Below are 21263 nucleotides of genomic sequence, written 5' to 3'. Positions count from 1 at the left end.
CCCGACGGAAGGCAAACGAATGCCAGGAAAAAGCCCGGCAACGGGAAAAACACATGCCCCGGCCTGCAAACCAACACAAGGCTTGCAGGCCGGGGCATAACTTTATTCTGTCTGCCTGGCAATATCAGCGTTGCCAACCACACCATTTCAATGGGCCGAATGCCGCAACCGGCCGGTGAAAGACACCGTGGCCGAGACCGCCGATGCCGCTCATTCCTCCACCTTCAGCCCCAGACGGCGACATCCGCCCAGCGCCGCCACGAGCCACGCAAGGCAGGCAGCGCGTAGCGCCAGGGGGCAGTCGACAGGAAAAACCGTCAGGAAAAACGCCGCTTGGGCGTTCAACAGCTTCAACGTCTGCCTGATGCCAAGCTCCACACCGAGCACACCAGAGTAATACTTTGCCAAAGGCGAGAGCACTCTCCGTGCCGCCTTTGCCACCATGACGGATGCCGTGGCTGTGCCGTCTGCCACCCTCACACCGGTTATCAATGTCATTTCCTCTTTCATTTCCATATATATTATAGTCTTGTTTGTTTAATTGTACGATGCAAAGTAACCTATCTTTTGCGCACAATATGTTCATTCTGCAAGTTTGTTGGTTAACAATTACTAAGCATTAACAACCGTTCACAATCACGGCCAAACAAGAACCACCATCAGCCAATGGCCACGCAGCCATCGCCGCCGACAGCCCCGGAAGCCGTGCCGAGGGCCGACAACCGCCGAGAGACGGCATGCCGGCAGCACAGAAAAGGCCCCCGCCGGCACCAACCGGCGAGGGCCATGACCCTGCTGAAGCCTCAACAGGCTTCAAACAACACTACTTTACAACCACCTTACGGCACTTTCCGGCCGACTTAACTATGTATATGCCACTGCGCAGGCTGCCCTCCGCCACCCTGTCGCCCGACAGAGTGTAGTATGCAGCGGTTTCGGTCGCATCGGCCTCTGCAGCCGTTATGCCGTCGGCAACGGCGTTTTCAAAGTCGGCATACCTTATTCCACCGGCATTGGCAACCTCACATGCCGTGGCATCCTCGTCGTCATAATTATATATGAAGGCCACAGCCTGCAGGTTGTCGCGCTCCCACTGGGAGCTCAACACAAACTCGCAAGAGTAGACATAGTCGTCGCCTGTCCACTCTATGGCGTCGCCCCACGTGCTGTTGCAGGCCCTCACCACATGGTTGTGGGTGAAACTGCCCGACGCCCCGGCCTGGCTCCTCGCGCTTATTCCGTCTTCGAGCAGGTAGACAGTGATGCGCGGATTGTCGCAAATGGCGTCAATCGACTTCGCCCCGCTCACCGTCACCCTGACCTTGTTGTTGTCTGCCTCGTCGACGGCGGCCTCAACCTCCATCGAAACGTAAGCCGGCTCGGCCAGCCGAGCGTTCCAGTAAGCCTCCATCTCGCCCTGCGACGTGGGGCACATCACCGGCGTGCTACCGCTGAAGTTATAGCGGTCTATCATCATGGCAGGCGCATAGGTGCTTCCCCCGGCGTTGTAGAACCACAGATAGTCGGTTGCAAACGAGGCCGTAAGCCAGTCGGTGTAATACCCCGAATGGTGGCAGGCAACGAAAACACGGCCGTCGTACTGGCCCGACTCGAGGGCATCATTGATGTAGGCGGCCACGCGCGGACAGTTGGGGCACTGCTCCGTGGTGAATTCCTCGACGATGATGTTGCGCGTGAAATCGTGCGTCACCACCTCAAACGACCCGGAAAGCATGTTGTCAGACGGGTCTTCGTCGGCCCCCTCGGCAATGTTGCCTATCGTCACGGTGGCTTCGCTCACTCCGTCGCCCTCGTCCGTTATGCCAGGCTCAACCGTAACGCTGAAGTCCATCGTCTCGTTGTATGACAGGTTTGCGTCTACATGTGCCGCGCAAGGGCCTGTCCCGCCCTCGGCATCGACAATGACGTCAAAGCCGCTGACGGTCACCGTGGCCAGGTTCTTGACGCTTCCCGACACCGTGAGAGTGCCTTTCTGTATTGCGTAACGCTTTTGCAGGCTCACATCTGTGAGCGCAAGGTTTACCGAAGGCAGCCTGTCGCCATACACAAGCCCCTCAACACACAGCGTCCCCTCGCTGCCCCTGTCGGCCCACTCTTCGCCCGGCATCTTGACATAGAGGCCGCCCGGCGTAGGCACCGACAGCGTGGAGAGCCCGAACGAAGCCCCCTTCTGATGGAACGAGTAGCCAATGTAAAGGCCGCCTGAGCCATCCTCGGGTATGTCGTAAGGCGTCTCGAGCCCCACCACGTTCCATCCTTTCGCAATCTTCACCTCAGAGTCGGGGGTGATACGGCCCTCGGCGATGTTGTCGCCGTCGAGTTCGCTGCGCACCCACACCGTCAGCGTGTCCACATTGAGCTTCGATGCCAGTCCCGCCCTTATGGAGTCTATGCTGTTGCCGCCGTATGTCGCAATGGTGCCGGCGGGAATATAGATTGCAGCGCTTATCCAAACGTCTTTCTCAGACGAGGCAATGTTGCCGCTCGTGCTCACTTCCCCGTTGCAATACCCCACGTTGATGCCCGACACATCTGCATATCCCTGCAGCCCGAGCGAGAGCATTGCCATGATAGATAAAATGGTCTTCTTCATCATTTCCTCAATATTTTGTTAGTCCTTACGATACCGTCGTCATAATAAACCTTCACTATGTTCAGTCCGCGTGCCAGCGTCACGACGCGCACTCCGGCCGCGTTGTAGATCTCCTGGGCCACAGGCTTGGCCGTGGGAGACGCCGCAGGCTTGATGCCCGAGGCCCATACGTCGCGTGTGAACACGAATATGTCGTCGAGCTTGAGCACATACTGGCCCATGCAGTCGTGGTGGCGGAAGCAGATGTTGACCGTCTGCCCGGCGTAGTCGCCCAGGTCTACCACGTTCTCGCGCCACACGCTGGCATCGAGGGTGTCGAGCGTCTGGGTGAGCAACGGCGTGAGCGAGCCAAGGCTGCCGGCATCGGCCACCTGCTCGGGCGTTGCCACGTAGACGCTGTATGTCTCGCTTGGCCTGTTCGAACTGTGCGAAGCGGCATACCAACGCATCACCGCGCCGTCGGCAGGAATGGTTATGGCAGGCGAGAACAGCCAGTTGTCGGGCTCGATATCGCCGTTGTAGAAACTGTATGAGGCCGAGCCTATGCAGTCGTTACCTCCGTGGCACCACTCGGGATAGTAGCCAGCGAAGAGGTTGTAGCCCAGGTTCCAGCACTCCCCGTCGAGGTCGGCATCGTAATAGCTCCATCCGTAGGCCTGGTCTTCAATGTCGCCGATGAGCAGCAAGCCGTCAGAGCTGCGCGCCACTCCCTTGCAGTCTACCACGAAGTCGCCGGCGTTGGTCTTTATTGTCAGCTGTCCCTCGAAGTCGCCCGGCTCCGACGGGTAGAACCACAGCTCCACTTCGAGCTCCTTGTCGAACGCCGCGGCAGACGTTGGCGTTATTCCGTAGAACGGGGCGTTGCCCTCTATCGAGTTGACCACGAGGTCAAGGCTGCCCGTGTTGTGCAGCCTCACCCTGGCCACGGTGTACCGCTGGTTGCCCACATAGGTGGAGTCGAACACCACCTCGGTGTCGAGCAGCTCGGCCGAGTGCTCCTCGAAGTCGATGACGTGCAGCCTGAGGTTGCTCAGCTCGAGGCGGTCTTTGCCGTGGAACACCGTGTCGCCACACTGGTAGAACGAGAACTTGATGTAATGGTCGCCGGGGATGCAGGTCAGGAACGACCTCCACGAATCACTGCTGCCGAACACTGCCTCCGAGCCGGCGTCGGTATCGCCGAAGGCGTTGGTCATGCCGCTGTTCATCGGGTGGGATATCTCAAACGTGGAGTAGTCGCCCGAGTAGCTTGCGCCCGGCGTGCCATACGAGTGTCCGTCCCACGAGAGGTAGCCGATCTTGCCCGAGGGCACCGAGAAGTTTACCTGCAGCCACGACGTGTTGGCCGTGTAGTCGGGCTGCTGCGAGCTTGCGTTGTAGGCCATGTCGCCCTCTACGATGAACGGGCTCTGCGAGTTGGTCGTGAACGTCATGCTCTCTGCACCCTCGGCCACTATCTTGCTGAAGTCGGGCATATCCCTCACAAATGCCTTCAGCGTCACCTCGAAGTTGCCGGCGCTGGTCTCCAGCGTGGCCTTTCCCTCGTAGGTGCCGGCCTTGTCGGCCCTGAACGCCACCTGCACAGCCAGCTGCTTAAGTATCTCGGCAGAGCCCGAGGGCCTCAGCACCGTAAACGCCTCGTTGTCACACCCCACGGCATTGACCGTGAGCGGGGCGAGCCCCTTGTTGAAGAGCGTTATCTCGGCCTCTCCCTCTACGGTGTTGCCATCAACGATGAAGTTGCCGAAGTCTACCGTCGGCGTCACCAGCTCGGCCGCGTTGGCGTCGGCCGGACTGCTCTCCAGGCACAGGTCATAGACATACAGGTGGTTGTCGTCGATGCCGGAGTAATAGTAGCTGTCATACTGGAACTTCACATTGTGCTCGCCCGGGGCCAGTTCCACCTCGCCGTCGATGGTCGCCTCGGCGTCGGTATAGCTGGCATAGGCCGTGTTCATGTCGTCGACGAACATCCCGCCGGCGTTTGAGTACCAGTAGCCGGTGTTGAAGCTCTTGCCTTTCCACGAGAAGCGGCCCACCTGCCCGTCGGGCACGGTGAACTTGACGTTGAGCCACGACGAGGCGTTGCCGTCGCCGTGGGTCATCGACTGCGCCACGGCTGTGCCGTCGTCGAGGGTCTGCATGGCAAAAGGATAGTCCACTCCGGTGGAGAACTCGAAGTCGCCGCCCTTCACGATGCCGCTGTAGTCGGGAAAGGGCTCAACCACCCCACCGAGCTGCATCAGTATGGGCTCGGCGCTGCCGGCCGCGTTCTCATACTCAATCATGGCTATGCCCTCATACTCGCCGGGCTCGGCGGCCGAGAACCTGAACGTGACGCTCGCCGTGTCTTGGCCGTCAACGGAGCCCATGCCGTCGGCCGACGTAAACGACTCGCCGTCAGACTCTACCGTCGTGACGAAGTCGGCGGCGTCGGCCCCCATGTTTATCAGCGTCACGGTGCGGTCGATAGGCGTGTTGGGGAATGTGGTGCCGAAGTCGAAGCTGCTGTTGAAGGCCACCAGCTGTGAGCCGGCCTTGGGCAGCACGGCCCTGAAACTGCGGTAAGTGACATACTGCCCGTACGACTGCGACCCGTTAGCCGTGTATTGCGCCACGCCGAAGCTCTGGTCGGTGGTGATGGCCTCGAAGTCGCCTTCAACGTTGAACACCAGCTCCGTCTGGGGGCTTAGCGTGCCCTCTTCGTCAACGGTGCCGCAAATGAGCGTGCCCACATAGGCCCCGCCAAGTATGCCCACAACCGTTGCGTTGGCAAAGTTGGTTGACGCGGGTATGGTGATTGTCTTCTGCTGCGGGTCGTAAACGCCCTCCACGGGATACTCCGTGTTGACGTAATACGTGTTGTCGGGGTCGTAGAGGTTGAACAGGTTCTTAAACGTTACCTTCGTCCCGTCGACGGCAATGCCTATGTCGTATATCTTGATGTCGCCGCCGTCGTAGGTGAACGAATAGTTTTTCATGTATGTCTGGGCTGCGGTGAAATAAGCCACGGTGTCCACCGACTGGCCGTCGGCGCGCTTCAGGCTAGTAGGCTTGGGCCTTGCCACAGGATGACTCGACAGCACCTGCCTGTGCTTCGCCGCCTGTTCCATTAGTAGTTTGCCATCATACTGGCGTTGCAAATTCAGTGGGTTGAATGTCTTTGGCAGTATGTCCGCCGGCTTGCCGGGCAACTGCTGAGCGTACGTTGCAATGCTCAAGCCAAAGGCAATGATTAAAGCTGGTAAAGTTTTCATACGCATCAATTGTTGGTTAATGTTAACGATTATTCGCCGGCAAATATAACACATTCTTTTAAAAACACAAAAATAAATACACAAAAATATTATTTGTGGAATACAAAACTTTCGGTTTACTAGATTTAAACTATATATTTCTTAAAATTGTAAGATAGACAACAAACCGCCATATTACATATTATTTAATAAAACAGGAGCCAAATGCAACAGAAACTTAAAGCCGCCACGCCCGCCAAACGCCCGGCGGAGCGGCGCGGCACATACAGGCCAGTGGCACGGATTGCGGCGCAGAGGCAAACAAGTGAAGGCGCGACACAATAAAACCGCGGCCGCGACGGTTATCAATATTGTGGCGACAAACCGCCCGGCGGCGCGACGCCAACACAGACAACAACCGCAAAACGAACCTGGAAATGACAAAACTGAAGCCTGCCGCGCTCGAGAGCCATTACTACGACGGGCTCGTCGAGGCCGGATGCGACGAGGCCGGGCGCGGGTGCCTGGCCGGAAGCGTTTATGCCGCCGCCGTGATTCTGCCGCCCGACTACCGCAACGACGCCCTCAACGACTCCAAACAGCTGTCGGCCAAGAGCCGCAACCGCCTGCGCGAAGAGATTGAGCGCGACGCCGTGGCATGGGCCGTGGGCATTGTGACGCCCGAAGAGATTGACCGCATCAACATTCTCAACGCCAGCATTCTGGCCATGCACCGCGCCCTCGACGCCCTCAAGGTGCGACCGGAAGCCGTGATTGTAGACGGCAACCGGTTTAAGCCTTACGCCGGTCTGCCCTATTCCACCATAGTGAAAGGCGACGGAAAGTATCTCGCCATAGCCGCCGCGAGCATACTGGCCAAGACCTATCGCGACGACTACATGGACAAACTGGCCGAACAATACCCCCAATACGACTGGCAGAGCAACAAAGGCTACCCTACGAAAAAGCACCGAAATGCAATAAAAACATTCGGAATCACCCCATTCCATCGGCGGACGTTCAACCTGCTGGGCAACACGCAGCTGACGCTCTGGCCCGACGACGGACAGTGAGCGCAACGCCGAAGGGGCGCCAAGGCCCGGGGGCGGCCACGCCGACGGGGCACGGAAAAGAGCCGGACGGGCTGCAAGCGCAACCGCCTGGTAACCAGTCTGTTGGCAAAACGGCCCATACCGGCAGGCAAAACGGCCCATCTGGCAGAACCATATAGCCACTTGGCGGTTAATAAACATTAAAAGCATAGCGCCCGGACGTTTTTATCTGTATATTTGCATCATGGTTCCGCACATGGCGCAATGGCCCTGCGGAATACACAGAGAAACCTAATCAAAACCGACTAACCACCCAACAGCCATGACGACAAGACCATTCTGCATAGCCCTGGCACTCGCCGCATGCCTCACCAGCCGCGCCCAACTGACCATTGAGCAGTGCTACGAAAAGGCAAGGGCCAACTACCCGCTCATAAAACGATACTCGCTGATAGACAAGACCGAGGGCATCGACCTGGCACGCGCAGCCAAGGGCTACCTGCCGCAGCTGGCCCTGTCGGCCCTGGCGTCGGTGCAGAGCGACGTGACCGACATACCCATCGACCTGAGCAGCATAGGCGTGGACGGCATAGAGATACCCACCATGAGCCGCGACCAGTACAAGGCCACCATAGACCTGAGCCAGTCGATATGGGACGGGGGCAACATCAGCTCGCGGCGAAAGGCGGTGCGCGCACAGGCAGAGGCCGACAGGCGGCAGACCGACGTGAGCCTCTACGCGGTGAACGCACGGGTGAGCAGGGTGTTCTTCGGCCTGCTGCTCGTCGACGCGCAACTGGGGCAGAACCGCCTGCTGCAAGACGAGCTGGCCAGCAACTGCCGGAGGGTTGAAGCCTGCATGGCCGGCGGACTGGCCAACCAGTCGGACGCCGACGCGCTGCACGTCGACCTGGCCAAGGCCAGGCAGGCCGAGGCGCAGCTGAAGGCCACCAGGGCCGGGCTCGGGGCCATGCTTTCGCTGCTCATAGGCGAGCCCGTAGACAGCACAACGCAACTGGCCCGGCCCACAGGCGCGACGCCGCCGACGGCCACAGCCAACCGCCGCCCCGAACTGTCGCTCTACGACGCGCAGGCCGCGGCGCTGCGCACACAGGGCTCGGCCATAACCGCCGGGCTCATGCCGCGCCTCAGCCTGTTTGCCACAGGGGGCTACGGCAAGCCCGGGCTCGACATGTTCGACGACCGCTTCAGGCTGTTCGGCATAGCCGGCGTGAGGCTACAGTGGAACATAGGGGCCCTGTATACGGCCAAGGCCGACCGGCGCCGCATAGAGACAGGCATCGACGAGGTGGCAAACAGGCGCGAGGCATTTGTCTTCGACACCGCCCTCGACACGGCGCAACGCTCGGCCGAGATAAGGAAATACGACGAGATGATAGGCTACGACGACGAGATAATACGCCTCAGGCGAAGCGTCAAGCAGGCATCGGTGGCAAAGATGGAGCGGGGAACGATATCGGGCACCGACCTGGCCACCGACATCAACGCCGAGCACGCTGCCGTGCAAGACAAGATTCTGCACGAGACGCAACGGCTTGAAGCCATCTACAACCTGAAGTTTGCAACCAACAACTAACGCACAACGACTATGAGACCATCAGCGTTTTTGGCACTTGCGGCGGCCCTGGCCGCGGCATCGTGCAGCAACGGCGGCGACGGCCACGACGCCTCGGGCGTGTTCGAGACCACCGAAGTGACAGTGTCGGCCCGGGGGGCCGGCGAGATTATGCGCCTCGACGCCGAAGAGGGGCAGACACTGAGAGCCGGACAGACCGTGGGCCAGATTGACACCGTGCAGCTGTCGCTCAAGAGAGCCGAGCTCGAAGCGTCGCTCCAGGCTGCCGACAGCCGCCGCTACAACGTGGCAAGGCAGGTGGCGGCACTGCGCAGCGAGATAGCCACGGCCGAGCGGGAGAGGCGGCGCTTCGAGGCGCTCGTGGCCCAAAAGGCGGCCAACGCCAAGCAACTCGACGACATCAACGCCCGGCTCGACGCGCTAAGGGCGCAACTCAAGGCCCAGCAAGAGACGCTCGAAAAGGGCAACAGCGGCGCCGGAGCGCAGGCCAGGGCCATCGAGGCGCAGATAGCACAGGTGGAAGACCGCATGGCCAAGTGTGCCATTGTGTGCCCTACGGGCGGCACCGTGCTGGCCAAGTATGCCGAGCGGGGCGAGCTGGCGGCCGAGGGGCGCAGCCTGTTCACCGTGGGCGACATCTCGCGGATGCGCCTGCGGGCCTATGTGACGGCCCCGCTGCTCACACGCATCAAGATTGGCCAGAAGGTGAAGGTGTATGCCGACGACGGCGAGAGCGGCAGCCGCGAATACGGGGGCGTGGTGGAATGGATATCCGACAAGGCCGAGTTTACGCCCAAGACCATACAGACGCGCGACGAGCGGGCCAACCTTGTGTATGCCATCAAGGTGGCAGTGAAAAACGACGGATACATAAAGAGGGGCATGTACGGCGAGGTTGACTTCTGAACGGAGGCCCCCGCGGGATGCGCCACAGGCCGCGACGGGCCACAACGCCGGCAGGGCGGCCGGCCCCGACAGGCCGCGACGCGCCACCAAACACGCAACAGACAATGAGCAGACACAGTGTAGTGGTTGACCACATAGCCAAGAGCTACGGCCGGGTGAAGGCCGTCGGCAACCTGAGCCTCGACGTTGGCCGGGGCGAACTCTTCGGTATCATCGGCCCCGACGGGGCCGGCAAGACAACGCTATTCAGGATATTGGCCACGCTGATGCTGCCCGACAGCGGACGGGCAACCGTGGGCGGGCTCGACGTGGTGGCCGACTACCGGGCAGTCAGGGGCATCATAGGGTACATGCCGGGGCGGTTTTCGCTATACCCCGACCTGACAGTAGAGGAAAACCTCGAGTTCTTCGCAACGGTGTTCGGCACCACCGTCGAGGCCAACCGCCACCTGGTGGACGACATCTACCGCCAGATAGAGCCGTTCAGGAAGCGCCCCGCCGGCAAGCTGTCGGGCGGCATGAAGCAGAAACTGGCCCTGAGCTGCGCGCTGATACACAAGCCCGAGGTGCTGCTGCTCGACGAACCGACCACCGGCGTCGACCCCGTCTCGCGCAAGGAGTTCTGGGCCATGCTGCTGAAACTGCGCAACGAGGGCATAACGATACTCGTGTCGACACCCTACATGGACGAGGCCACGCTCTGCGACCGCATCGCGCTGGTCAAAGACGGCTCGCTGCTGGGCACCGACACGCCCGGGGGCATTGTCGGCCGATACCCCACGGCGCTCTACGCCGTGCGCTCCGCCGACATGCACAGGCTCATGGCCGACCTGGCCGGATACACCGGGGCGGCATCGGCCTTCTCGTTCGGCGACACGTTCCACGTGACGCTGGCACCGGGCACGGCCCCCGCCGACCTGCAAAGCCACCTTGCCGCGCTGGGGCACAAGGCCGTATGCATAGAGCAGACGGCCCCCACGGTGGAGGACTGCTTCATGCTTTTGAGCAAAAAAGAGGAATGACACGGATGAGAGAGACAGTGATTCACACAGACAGGCTGACCAAGCGGTTCGGCAACTTCACCGCCGTCGACCACATATCGTTCGACGTCGGGCGCGGCGAGATATTCGGATTCCTCGGCGCCAACGGCGCCGGCAAGACCACGGCCATGCGGATGCTCTGCGGACTGAGCCGCCCGACGGAGGGCAGCGGCAGCGTGGCGGGATACGACATAGCCACGCAACCGGAGATGGTAAAGCGCAACATAGGCTACATGAGCCAGCGTTTCTCGCTCTACGAAGACCTGAAGGTGTGGGAGAACCTGAGGCTGTTCGGGGGCATCTACGGCCTCGGCGCGCGCCAAACGGCCACAAAGACCGACGAGATGCTATGCAGGCTGGGCCTCGAAGGCGAGCGCGACACGCTCGTAAAGGCCCTGCCGCTGGGCTGGAAACAGAAGCTGGCGTTCTCTGTTGCCATATTCCACAAGCCTCGGGTGGTGTTTCTCGACGAGCCCACGGGGGGCGTCGACCCGGCCGCCCGACGCCGTTTCTGGGAACTGATATACAGCGCCGCCGACAGCGGGATAACCGTATTCGTGACCACCCACTACATGGACGAGGCCGAATACTGCGACCGCGTGAGCATAATGGTGGACGGACGGATAGAGGCCCTCGACAGGCCCGCCGCCCTGAAACGGCAATTCGAGGCACCCACCATGGACGAGGTGTTCCGCCGACTGGCCCGCAAGGCCACACGGCAATCTGACTGACAACCATCAAAACCTACAAGATGAGACAGTTCAAGTCATTCGTCAAGAAAGAGTTTCTGCAGATATTCCGCGACAGGCGCACGCTGCTCATACTGCTGGCCATGCCGCTCGTGCTGGTGATGGCCCTGGGATACGCCATCAAGACCGAGCTTAACAACGCGCGCATGGCTGTGTTCGACGCATCGAAAGACGCCCGGACGCTGCGCATCAAGGAGGCCTTCAGGGCCAGCAAGTGGTTTACCATAGTCGAGGAGGCGCCGACCATGGCACGCATCGACGAGCTTTTCAGCCGCGGCGAGATAAGCATGGCGCTCGTGTTCGGCCCCGACTTTGCCGCCACCATGGGCAAGCCAGCGGGAGAAACGGCCATACAGGTGATTGCCGACGGCACCGACCCCAACCAGGCTGCCATGCTCACGGCCTACGCACAGGGCGTGATGGCCACGGCCACTGGAGCCGGCGGGGGCATAGGCATACACACGCGGATGCTCTACAACCCACAGCAGAAAAGCTCATACAACTTCGTACCGGGCGTGATGGGCCTCGTGCTGATGCTCATCTGCGCCATGATGACATCGGTGGCCATAGTGCGCGAGAAGGAGACGGGCACCATGGAGGTGCTCCTGGCCTCGCCCATGAAGCCGCTGCACATCATACTCTCGAAGATGGCGCCATACTTCACGCTCTCGGTGGTCAACATCGTCACGGTGCTCTTGCTGGCGGTCTTCGTCATGGGCGTGCCCATACGCGGCAGCATAGCGTGGCTTTCGGTGGCCTCGGTGCTGTTCATCGTGGTGGCGCTGGCGCTCGGGCTGCTCATCTCTACGCTCGTAGACAGACAGATGTCGGCCCTGCTCGTGTCGGGCATTGGGCTGATGATGCCCACGCTGGTGTTCTCGGGGCTCATCTTCCCGATAGAGAACATGCCGGCGGCGCTGCGCTGGATATCCGACATAATACCCGCACGGTGGTATATCTCGGCCGTGCGCAAGATAATGATCGAGGGCACCGGGCCCGAGTCGTTTGCCAAGGAACTGTGCATCATAGCGCTCATGGCGGTGGTGCTCATGGCTGCCGCCATGAAGAAATTCAAGGTGAGGCTGTGCTGAACGGCACCCGGGCCGCCCTGACGGGCCGCAAGCCGCCAAGCCGCAGCGGCAAGGCTGCAGCGCAGGGCGGCAACAACTAACCACAACAATAGCCAACTATGCTCAAGTATCTACTGGAAAAAGAGTTCAAGCAGATTGTCCGCAACACCTTCCTGTCGAAGATGATGGTCATCCTTCCTATCATGACCATAGTGGTGTTCCCCTATGTCACCAGCCAGGAAGTGACCGACGTGAAGGTCTGCATCGTCGACAACGACCACAGCCAGGCCTCGCAAAGGCTCGCGCAGAAGGTGGAGGCGTCGGGCTGCTTCAGCGTCGCGGGCTACGAGCCCACCTACGGCGAGGCCATGAAGGGCATCGAGGAGGGCTCGGCCGACATCGTGCTCGAGATACCGCGGGGCTTCGCCAAGAGCCGCGGCCGGGGCGAAGAGCCGCAGGTGACGGTGGCGGCCAACTCGGTGAACGGTGTGCGCGGCGGCCTCGGGTCGCAATACCTGTCGGCCGTCATTGCCGCCTTTGCCGCCGAAGAGGGCGGCAGCGAAGCCCGGGCGGCGCAAGGGATGGCGGCCGGGGCCGGCCCGGCCACGCTCTACCGATACAACCCCACGCTCGACTACAAGGTGTTCATGGTGCCCGGACTGATTGCCGTGCTCATCACACTGCTGTGCTGCGCCCTGACGGCACTCAACATTGTGGGCGAGAAAGAGGCCGGGACGATTGAGCAAATCAACGTGACGCCGGTGCCGAAGAGCCTGTTCATACTGGCCAAGCTGATGCCAAACTGGGCCATAGGGATGCTCTCGCTCTCGTTCGGCGTTGCCTTTGCGTGGGCCGTCCACGGCATCTCGCCGCTGCAGGGGCTGCCGTCGATAGTGCTCTTCTCGGCCGTCTACATACTCGTGGCGTCGGCCATGGGCATGGTGATATCCAACTATTCAGACACCATGCAGCAGGCCATGTTCCTCATGTTCTTCTTCCTGATACTGATGATGCTAACGTGCGGACTGTTCACTCCCATCGAGAGCATGCCCGAATGGGCGCAGAAGATAACCACGCTAAACCCCATGAGATACTTCACGAGAGCCATGAGGCTGGCCTACCTGCGCGGAAGCTCGCCGGCGGAGCTGGCCCGCGAACTGATGTGGCTGGGCGGATTTGCCGTGGTGCTGAACGCCTGGGCCGTGGCAAGCTACAAGAAGAGCAACTGACGCGCGGCCACGACGGCCTTGGCGGCGAACGCCAAAAAGTGGGCGCGCGGCCCTTGCACATCGGCGGAAAATGAGTAACTTTGCCGCCCGAAAGCCGGCGGCGGCAACAGGCCGCGGCGGCAAGCCTACGCAACCAACCACAGACAAGCAACAATGAACATACCACCTATCATCCAAGTGGGCGACGTGCTCGTGTCGCCCGACGTATTCACAGAATGCTTCTGCTGCGACCTCGACGCATGCCACGGCGCATGCTGCGTGGAAGGCGACGCCGGGGCGCCCGTGACGCTCGACGAGATTGCGGCCATGGAAGACTCGCTCGACACGGTGTGGGGCAGCCTGTCGGCCGGGGCGCAGGCAGTGATCGACCGGCAGGGGGTGGCCTGCACCGACCCCGAAGGCGAGCTCGTGACGAGCATTGTGGGCGGGCGCGACTGTGTGTTCACCTGCCACGAGGACGGATGCTGCCTGTGCGCGCTCGAACGGGCCTGCCGGGCGGGGCTGACAGACTTCTGCAAACCTGTGAGCTGCGCGCTCTACCCGCTGCGCGAGAAGACGTTTGCCGGCGGGCTGGTGGGCCTGAACTACAACCGGTGGGACATATGCCGGCCGGCCGTGGTGAAAGGGCGCGAGCTCCGTCTGCCGCTCTACAGGTTTCTGGAGGGGCCGCTCAAGAGGCGGTTTGGCGAGCAGTGGTATGCCGAGCTGGTGGCCACGGCCGACGAGCTGCACCGCCAGGGCATGCTCTGACCATGGACGCGGAAGCACGGCGGTAGCCACACAGACAGCCTGCCGGGCCATGACTATTTTCAGACAAAACAAAGATGATGAGGCCACAGCGGCCCAGACGCCCGCCCGAACGGGCCGTATGAGAGCGCCAAACAGGCCGTTTTACAATGCGCCGGCGCCCGTTTTGCAATGCGAAACGGGCGCCGGCGCAACTGCTTGTGGGCCAGGGCTCTATGGGTCGGAGGCAGCATTGCGAAACAAGCCGACAAAAGTCAGCGCGCGCCAAACTGGCGGCGCAGGGCCGCAACAATGCTGTCCATGGCCGCAAAGCGGCGAAGGTATGTGGCGCGCAGGTTGTCGGCCGACGCGCGGAAGGTGGTGCAGGTGTCGAAGCGGGCCGGGTCTTGGCCGCGCCACAGGGCCTCGTCGGCCAGAGCCGACGGCTCTATCTCGCGCCGCCAAAGCACAAGGCTGTCGGAGAGGGCGGCCCAACGGGGCCTGAGCGCTGTCCACCGCGAGGCCACGAGGGCCACAAACGACGAGTCGGAAAGCAGGCGGTCGTACCACAGCGCGTGGCGGTTGTAAACGCTGTCTGTCGTGAGCCTCACGGCATCGGGGCGGTTGAGGCGGGCCGGGCGCAGGTCGCCGCCGCCGTCGAGGCCCACGGTGATGAACGCAAGGTCGAAGTCCCACACAGGCCCGGCGGCAAGCAAGCCGCCTGCATCGCGATACATATAGCAGCTGCGGGGGCCGTTGGGCTCGGCATTCTGGGCCATCTCGTTCACCAGCCACCAGTCGGCAAAGGTGTCGAGACGCATGTGGCGCCATGGCTCAAAACGCCCGTTTTGGGGCGAAGAGTACAGATTTTGCTCGATTTCATCGAGAAACAGGCGTATGGAGTCTACCATGGCGGCCGACGGTTTCGACGGCGACTTAACGTTGACCGGCAACCGTCGCACGGCTGTGACAAAGCGAGGGTCGCCGTCGTCGTAGGCGTCGACCTCGAGCAACACGCCCCTGCGCTCGTCAATGTCAACGCGGCCGCGGGCCACCCTCACCTGCTCGGCCAGCAGGTAGCAGCCCTGGGGCCTCCCGTTGAGCACCACGTCGACATGGCGGCAGGCCGGCGTCCAGTCCATGCAGGTGGCCCGGGCCATGGCCAGGGCGAGCCTGTTGCGCAGCCGGCTGTGGTCCATGAAGTCGGCCAGCAGCACCCAACGCTTGCCTCCGGCCATGCCGAGCAGTGGCGTCCGCTTGCCAAGCCGTATGGCCATCGGCTTCTTTGGCTTGGCCAACGTGGAGTGGCCGCGACCCTTTATTTCGGCGCTTTTGGTCTCAAAAAGCACGATTCCATCGGGCGAGACCACCCTAAGGCGGCAGTCGGCCACCCATTTGTCACGGCTGTCTGCCGGCTTCGAGCCCGGCGTATCTATAAAAACTGTAGGCAGGTTGCCTTCGGCAACGGCCGAAGACGCCACGGCCATGACGGCCGCAAGCAAGGCTATGAAACGCATATTCATATATATTGTGTGACTTTTGCCACTCGCAGGCAGCCCCGCCGCCACCGGGGCGCCACCCACACCAGACGTCAGCGGATTACGTCCACGGTGTCGCCGTGAACCAGCCAAACCCGCTTGAACCCGAGAGCCAGGGCCCGGTCGGCCAGGCTGTCTACCATCCGGCGGTCTTCAACCGCCACCACCGTGTCGCGGCACACGGCAGGCCATTTGTAGCCGGTGGCCGCAACGGCCGTGTTCCCCCAGGCAAAGGCATCGGCGGGAAGCACGCAAAACGACGAGTACTTGCGCTCATGGCCGGCCAATGACACTATGTAAACGCTGTCAACAGGCTCGCCTGTCTTCTCTATGGCCTCGCGCCCCATGCGCCGGCCCATAAGGCCCGAGTCGTAAGACTTCTGCCAATGGTGCCAGTCGACGAAGAGGCAGGAAGCCACAAACATGGCGAAGAGCGGGGCAAGGCGGCCGTAACCGTCGGCCTTGTCGGCCAGGAAAGCCACCATGAGCGCCGCCATCGACAGGCCGGCGTATGAATGCATGGTGGTGAAAATGGTGAGCAGGTGGGGCAAGGCGGCCATCACCATGCAGGCGGCAAGCGTGAGCAAGGGCCTGCTCACGAGCTGGCGGCGCTGCGAAAAGAGCAGCACCACGATGAAAGGCATCGACATTGCCGCCGTGGCGGCCACCAGTAGGAGGTTGCGGCTGGGCGCATGGACAAGGCTCACGTAGTCTACAGGCACCCAGGCCATGCCGATGAACATTGCCACATCGAGCAACTTAGCCACCGGGGTGCTCTCGAAATACTCGTGGTTGATGTCTACGTAGGCTGTGGTGAGGGCTATGCGCAAGGCAAAGTAGGCTGCCGACGCCACCACGCCCCACACCATGCCGGAGCGCAAGCGGCCCCAACCGCCGCCGGGCGAGCCCGGGCCCGAAATGCCGAAGGCAAACAGCGGGGCGATGAAGAAAAACATTATGCCGTTCTCTTTCCACAGCGTGGCCACGAAAACGCACGTCAGCCACAGTGCCACGCGGGGCTTGCGGCCGCGGTTGAAGTAGTGCCACAGCCCGAGAAGCCCGAAGAAATGGGAGCAGGCCTGGTTGAGGGCGTCGACCCCGTAGACCGTGCCGAGCATGGCGGGAGAGGTGAAGAAGAACACGGTGCCTATGTTGCGGGCCGTCTTGCAAAGGCCCATGGCGGTGGCAAGCCGGTAGACGAGCACCGTCACACCCACGTGGGCGGCATATACAACAATGTGGTTGAGGGCCGGAAACATGCGGTGGTCGAGCCCCAGCAGCCAGCCGAAAGCGGCGTCAAAAGGGCGCCAGTAGCTCGAATTGGGCAGAAGCCTGTAATTGAAAAGGCCGTCGAAACTGGGCGCGGTGTAGTAAGTCCAGTCGTCGAACGTGGGCAACAGCAGCACTATGGCATAGAGAATGGCCGGCGAGAGCAGCAATATCACTGCCAGCGGATTAACCCGCCCAATCCAGTTATCGTCCTTGCCGTTGTTCATGCCGGTATGCTTGAGGTCAGTTTATGATTGCTATCTTGCACACGGTTCCCTTGCTTCCGTCGCTCTTGGCCGTGACCACGCTGTACACTCCCGACGCCACGCGGCGGTCGCGGCTGTCGCGCCCGTCCCACGTAAACGTGCCTCCGTTGCTCCGCCCCGACGCCACGAGGGCGCCGCTGGCCGTTGTCACCTTGACATCGGCGTCGAAACTGAGCCCAGTGACGGTTATCAGCCCCGTGTAGCCAGGCTCCACCGGGTTGGGGTAAGCATAGACATTGTCTTTCTCCATCTCCTCCGCCGGGTCGGTGGCATCGCCCATGTACGAGCAGAGACCGCGGTCGGTGCCTATGAATACCTCGCCTGTCTGCCCGTCGATGGCTATGTCCATGACGTTGTTCGAGAGCAGAGGGCTGTTCTCTGTGGTAAAATGCAGCAGCTGGGTCATGTTGTCTGCGCTTATCAGATAGATGCCGTTGTCTGACGTCCCGAACCATTTCCTGTTGGCTCCGTCTATGGCTATGGCCGAGATACTTATGTTACCGAGCAGGTAGTCGGCATAGTTGGTGCCGTCGTTGCGCGGCACCTTGAACTGGTTGAAGGCCATGGTGGCGTCGCCCGAGGCTATCTGCTGCGGCGTGACATACATCGGGCCGGCGCTTGTTGCGAACCAAATGTTGCCGTCGCGGTCTTCGGTCACGTCTCTCAAATAGGTAAGCGTGAGGTTTGTTCCGTCTTGGTTGGCAAAGTCGCGGTCGTAGGCCGTGAGCTCCGACTGGGCCGTGTTGTAGCGCAGCAGGCCCGGCTGGCGGTAGTGGTTGTTGCCAAACCACATCAGCCCGCGGCTGTCGAACATCAGCCCGTCCATGCCTTCGAGCGAACGGCCCATGCCCTCTACCATGAGCTTGCTGTCGTGGTGGGATATCCACTCGCCATCGGGGGTGAGCTCAAAGAGCGACGTCGACGGGCTGATGCTGTTGGTAAGCCACAGGTGTCCGTCGGATGCGAACCTCACGGAAGTCACTTCCACGTATTCCTTGTCGCCTTCATCGACGGTGGCTGCCGCCCGGAGCGGACTGTTGTCGATGGTGTATTCGTTGACGAACTTGCCGTCGCGGTACTCATAAAGCCCCGTCTGCCCGCCGGCAAAGACATGCGACGGGTCGGCAGGGTCGACGTCGCAGGCGAAGATCCTGACGAAACGGTGGCCTATCCTGTCCTCTATGTCGTTCTCAAACACAGTCCATTCGCCATCTTCGAGCACCTGCACGCAGGCCTTGTCCTCAAGGTTGGTCATGCCGTTGGCTGTGTACAGCCTTCCGCCCTTGAACATAAGGAAGCCCATGTAGTTGTAGTCGGGGCCGCCGGGGCTGAGCGTTGACACGAGCCCATGGTACTCGTCATAGTCGGAAGTGTCGAGGTCGAATATCCCCGGGCGCCAACTGTCAACGCGGCCCCAGTTGTTTCTGTCGATGAGGTTGGCCGTGAGGTCGGCCGCCCACACCTCGCCCGATGCCGTGCGGGCATATATGCGGCCCTCGTCGAGCGCCAGCCGCGCCACGGCGATGCCCAGGTTGTAGGTCTCGCTTATCTCCGCACGGGCCATGTCGACCTTCACCACGCCGAAGTTTGTGGCAAGATAGGCATACTGGGCGTCCATCCTGATGGTGTTCACCGTCTTGTCTTCGGTCATCGACTTGCTGTACAGGTCTGAGATGTTGGTCACATCGCCGTTTGTTTCCACCAAGTCGATGTTGCTGTTGTCGTAAACCGCGATGAGCCTTCCGGCCCGGCTGTTCCACGCGATGTTGGTTATGCATGCGTCGCTGAGCCCGCTCACCTTGTCGTAAGTGGCTATCGACCCGTCATTAAGGTTATACTGGTACAGCCCGTTGGACGCAAGCACAAACAGATAGTTGCCTGCCTTGCGTATCTGCTGGATGTCGTGATATGCCATGTAGGCGTTCCACGTGCCTATGCCCTGGCCGCTCAGCGTGGCCGGGGCTGCCGTCATGAGGCACAATGCCAATGCTATTATTGTACGCATACGCTCATTTATATGTCTTGTTTCCAACCGGCAGGCCAGCCTCCGCAGCCTCGCAGCCGAATGGCGCGCGGGGCCCGGCACCGCGTGGGGCACAGGGCAGCCGTCAGCCGCGGGTGCCGAGCAGGTGGGCGGCCAGCTTGGCTACGGCCCTCGCGCGGTGGCTTATCTTGTTCTTCACGCCGGGCCCGAGGGCGGCAAAGGTCTCGCCGTAGCCTTCGGGGCGGAATATGGGGTCGTAGCCGAACCCCCCCTCGCCGCTGCGCGTGCGCGTTATCTCGCCGTCGACGCGCCCCTCGAACGTCGTGAGGCGCGGCCCGTCGCTTCCGCCGGTTGTTTCTAATAACGCGATAACAGTGCGGAATCGTGCCCGGCGATTGTTATTTTCTCCTAATTCTGCCAACAACTTGGCCATGTTTGCCTCGCTGTCGTGACCTGCGCCGCCTGCGTAGCGTGCGCTGTAAACGCCCGGGGCGCCCCCGAGGGCGTCCACCTCGAGGCCCGTGTCGTCGGCAAACACGCTGAGCCCATAGTGGTCGTAGACATAGCGCGCCTTCTGCGTGGCGTTCTCTTCGAGCGTCGTGCCTGTCTCGGGTATGTCGGCGTGGCAGCCGATGTCGGCCAGTGAGAGCACCTCTATGCCCTCTCCCAGTATCTGGCGAATCTCTTCGAGCTTATGCCCGTTGTTAGTTGCGAATACTATCTTCATTTGTCTTTATGTTATGTCCTTCCTTTTCGGCCTTGCCGGGCTTCACCTTTATGGGGTCGAATCCCTCGCCGTAAACACCGATGACCGAGCTCTGGCTCACGAAAGCCTGCGGGTCGATCATCTTTATGAGCCTGAATATGGTGACGCTCTCGCGCTTCTTGGCCAGCAGGCATATCACCTTCATCTCCTTGCCGCTGTACCATCCGTGGCCGTCGAGCAGCGTCAGGCTGTGGTCGGTCTTGCGCGTTATGGCGCGGGCAATGTCTTCGTAGTGCTTCGAGAAGATGAGGAACTGCACCGACTGGCGCTGCACGCTCATCACATAGTCGAGCATCAGGCACTCGATGACCATCGTGCAGAGGCCGAACACCACCATCTGGCAACGGTGGAACACGTCGCCGAACGACGGGATGAAGAGGCTGCTGCCAATGATGCACAGGTCGACCATGATGAGCACGCGGCCGAGCGATATGTCGCGGTACTTGTTGACAGACGCCGCCACGATGTCGGTGCCGCCCGTGCTTCCGTTGTTCAGGAACACTATGGCGAGGGCCGTGCCCGTGAGCATGCACCCGATGACGAGCGACATGAAGTCGTTGCCGTCGCCCATGAGCTTGTAGAACGTGCCGTCGGGCATCATCACCACCTCCTGGGCCACCTCAAGCAGGAACGTGAGCATGAACGTGGCGTAGATGGTTTTCATTAGAAAGCGCCACCCGAGAATCTTCAACGCCGCCACGATGAGCACGGCATTGATGAGGAAGAAGGTGTACTGCACCGGGAAATGGGTGGCGTAAAACACTATGGCCCCTATGCCGGCGATGCCGCCCGTGACTATCTTGTAGGGCAACAGGAACACGGTGAAGCCGAAGGTGTAAAGCATCAGGCCGAAGGTTATGAACACATAGTCCTTGACCTCGTTGAATACTGCTGTTCTGTTGATTGTCATATAAAGGTGAATAGATGAATAAGTCGAATGTCAAAAGGTTGTGCCCGCTGCGGCATTGTGGTGGCCCTCCATGGCCACGGCCACGCGCGTGGCGGGCTGCGGGTGTAAAAACATTTCACAAGGAGGCATGCCTACTGCAACGCCCTGACGCCCAGCACGTTGCGCCCGGATGCGTGGCCGGCTGCCAAACGGCCCGTATTGCAGTGTGAAACGGCCCGTACGGGCCGGCCAAACGGGCCGTTTTGCGTGCCTGCAAGGCCGCCGTGGCGGCGGCGGGGAGGCCTTGTAGCAGTTTTTCGGCTGCCCGCCTG

At 61.1% G+C, this 21263-nt stretch carries 15 protein-coding genes and 1 pseudogene; 8 read left to right on the top strand and 8 right to left on the bottom strand.

Annotated elements, in window-relative coordinates; translation table 11 throughout:
- Window positions 1–210: 210 nt before the first annotated feature.
- The 3 genes from H6B30_RS12185 to H6B30_RS12175 form a co-directional block, all read right to left on the bottom strand.
- Entirely contained in the window at window positions 211–516 is a 306-nt protein-coding gene (locus H6B30_RS12185) for an ATP-binding protein (RefSeq protein ID WP_239483977.1), read from the bottom strand.
- Window positions 517–823: 307 nt separating this feature from the next.
- Window positions 824–2617, bottom strand: coding sequence for an Omp28-related outer membrane protein (locus tag H6B30_RS12180; RefSeq protein WP_205110952.1), 1794 nt, complete (start codon window positions 2615–2617; stop codon window positions 824–826).
- Window positions 2614–5871, bottom strand: coding sequence for a choice-of-anchor J domain-containing protein (locus H6B30_RS12175; RefSeq protein WP_205110950.1), 3258 nt, complete (start codon window positions 5869–5871; stop codon window positions 2614–2616). Before H6B30_RS12175 ends, H6B30_RS12180 begins: the two co-directional genes overlap by 4 nt.
- Window positions 5872–6287: 416 nt before the next feature.
- Here H6B30_RS12175 and rnhB point away from each other — a divergent pair, with 416 nt between their 5' ends.
- The 8 genes and pseudogenes from rnhB (at window position 6288) to H6B30_RS12135 (ending at window position 14243) form a co-directional block, all read left to right on the top strand.
- Window positions 6288–6923: a ribonuclease HII gene (gene rnhB, locus H6B30_RS12170; RefSeq protein ID WP_205110948.1), complete on the top strand. Its 636-nt coding sequence runs from the start codon at window positions 6288–6290 to the stop codon at window positions 6921–6923.
- 301 nt (window positions 6924–7224) lie between these two features.
- Window positions 7225–8499 carry a TolC family protein gene (locus H6B30_RS12165; RefSeq protein ID WP_205110946.1) on the top strand — a complete coding sequence of 425 codons (1275 nt, stop codon included), beginning with the start codon at window positions 7225–7227 and terminating at the stop codon, window positions 8497–8499.
- 12 nt (window positions 8500–8511) lie between these two features.
- Window positions 8512–9405 carry an HlyD family secretion protein gene (locus tag H6B30_RS12160; RefSeq protein WP_205110944.1) on the top strand — a complete coding sequence of 298 codons (894 nt, stop codon included), beginning with the start codon at window positions 8512–8514 and terminating at the stop codon, window positions 9403–9405.
- A gap of 104 nt (window positions 9406–9509) precedes the next feature.
- Complete coding sequence (locus tag H6B30_RS12155; protein WP_205110942.1) at window positions 9510–10427, top strand: ABC transporter ATP-binding protein; 918 nt, start codon at window positions 9510–9512, stop codon at window positions 10425–10427.
- 20 nt (window positions 10428–10447) lie between these two features.
- Window positions 10448–11176: pseudogene (locus H6B30_RS12150) on the top strand (ABC transporter ATP-binding protein); the annotation flags it as partial.
- Window positions 11177–11196: 20 nt separating this feature from the next.
- On the top strand, window positions 11197–12285 hold the full coding sequence (locus tag H6B30_RS12145; protein ID WP_205110940.1) for an ABC transporter permease: 1089 nt from the start codon (window positions 11197–11199) through the stop codon (window positions 12283–12285).
- Window positions 12286–12383: 98 nt separating this feature from the next.
- Complete coding sequence (locus H6B30_RS12140) at window positions 12384–13493, top strand: ABC transporter permease (RefSeq protein ID WP_205110938.1); 1110 nt, start codon at window positions 12384–12386, stop codon at window positions 13491–13493.
- 153 nt (window positions 13494–13646) lie between these two features.
- The gene (locus H6B30_RS12135; RefSeq protein ID WP_205110936.1) at window positions 13647–14243 is read left to right on the top strand and encodes a DUF3109 family protein; all 597 of its coding nucleotides are present in this window, start codon (window positions 13647–13649) and stop codon (window positions 14241–14243) included.
- A gap of 251 nt (window positions 14244–14494) precedes the next feature.
- On the opposite strand, the gene H6B30_RS12130 is transcribed toward H6B30_RS12135, so the two are convergent.
- From H6B30_RS12130 to H6B30_RS12110, 5 genes are all read right to left on the bottom strand, one after another.
- The gene (locus tag H6B30_RS12130; RefSeq protein WP_205110934.1) at window positions 14495–15742 is read right to left on the bottom strand and encodes a CotH kinase family protein; all 1248 of its coding nucleotides are present in this window, start codon (window positions 15740–15742) and stop codon (window positions 14495–14497) included.
- Between the two features lie 68 nt (window positions 15743–15810).
- Complete coding sequence (locus H6B30_RS12125) at window positions 15811–17253, bottom strand: hypothetical protein (RefSeq protein ID WP_205110928.1); 1443 nt, start codon at window positions 17251–17253, stop codon at window positions 15811–15813.
- A gap of 16 nt (window positions 17254–17269) precedes the next feature.
- Window positions 17270–19297, bottom strand: a complete 2028-nt coding sequence (gene porZ, locus H6B30_RS12120) for a type IX secretion system anionic LPS delivery protein PorZ (RefSeq protein WP_239483967.1) — start codon at window positions 19295–19297, stop codon at window positions 17270–17272.
- Between the two features lie 103 nt (window positions 19298–19400).
- The gene (locus H6B30_RS12115; RefSeq protein WP_205110927.1) at window positions 19401–20003 is read right to left on the bottom strand and encodes a non-canonical purine NTP diphosphatase; all 603 of its coding nucleotides are present in this window, start codon (window positions 20001–20003) and stop codon (window positions 19401–19403) included.
- Window positions 19981–20952 carry a YitT family protein gene (locus tag H6B30_RS12110; protein WP_205110925.1) on the bottom strand — a complete coding sequence of 324 codons (972 nt, stop codon included), beginning with the start codon at window positions 20950–20952 and terminating at the stop codon, window positions 19981–19983. Before H6B30_RS12110 ends, H6B30_RS12115 begins: the two co-directional genes overlap by 23 nt.
- Window positions 20953–21263 lie beyond the last annotated feature (311 nt).

Source organism: Marseilla massiliensis, assembly GCF_016899955.1.
Taxonomy (GTDB): Bacteria; Bacteroidota; Bacteroidia; order Bacteroidales; family Bacteroidaceae; genus Prevotella; species Prevotella intestinigallinarum.
The sequence above is the reverse complement of the archived record's forward strand: the minus strand, read 5'-3'. Positions and strand labels throughout refer to the sequence as shown.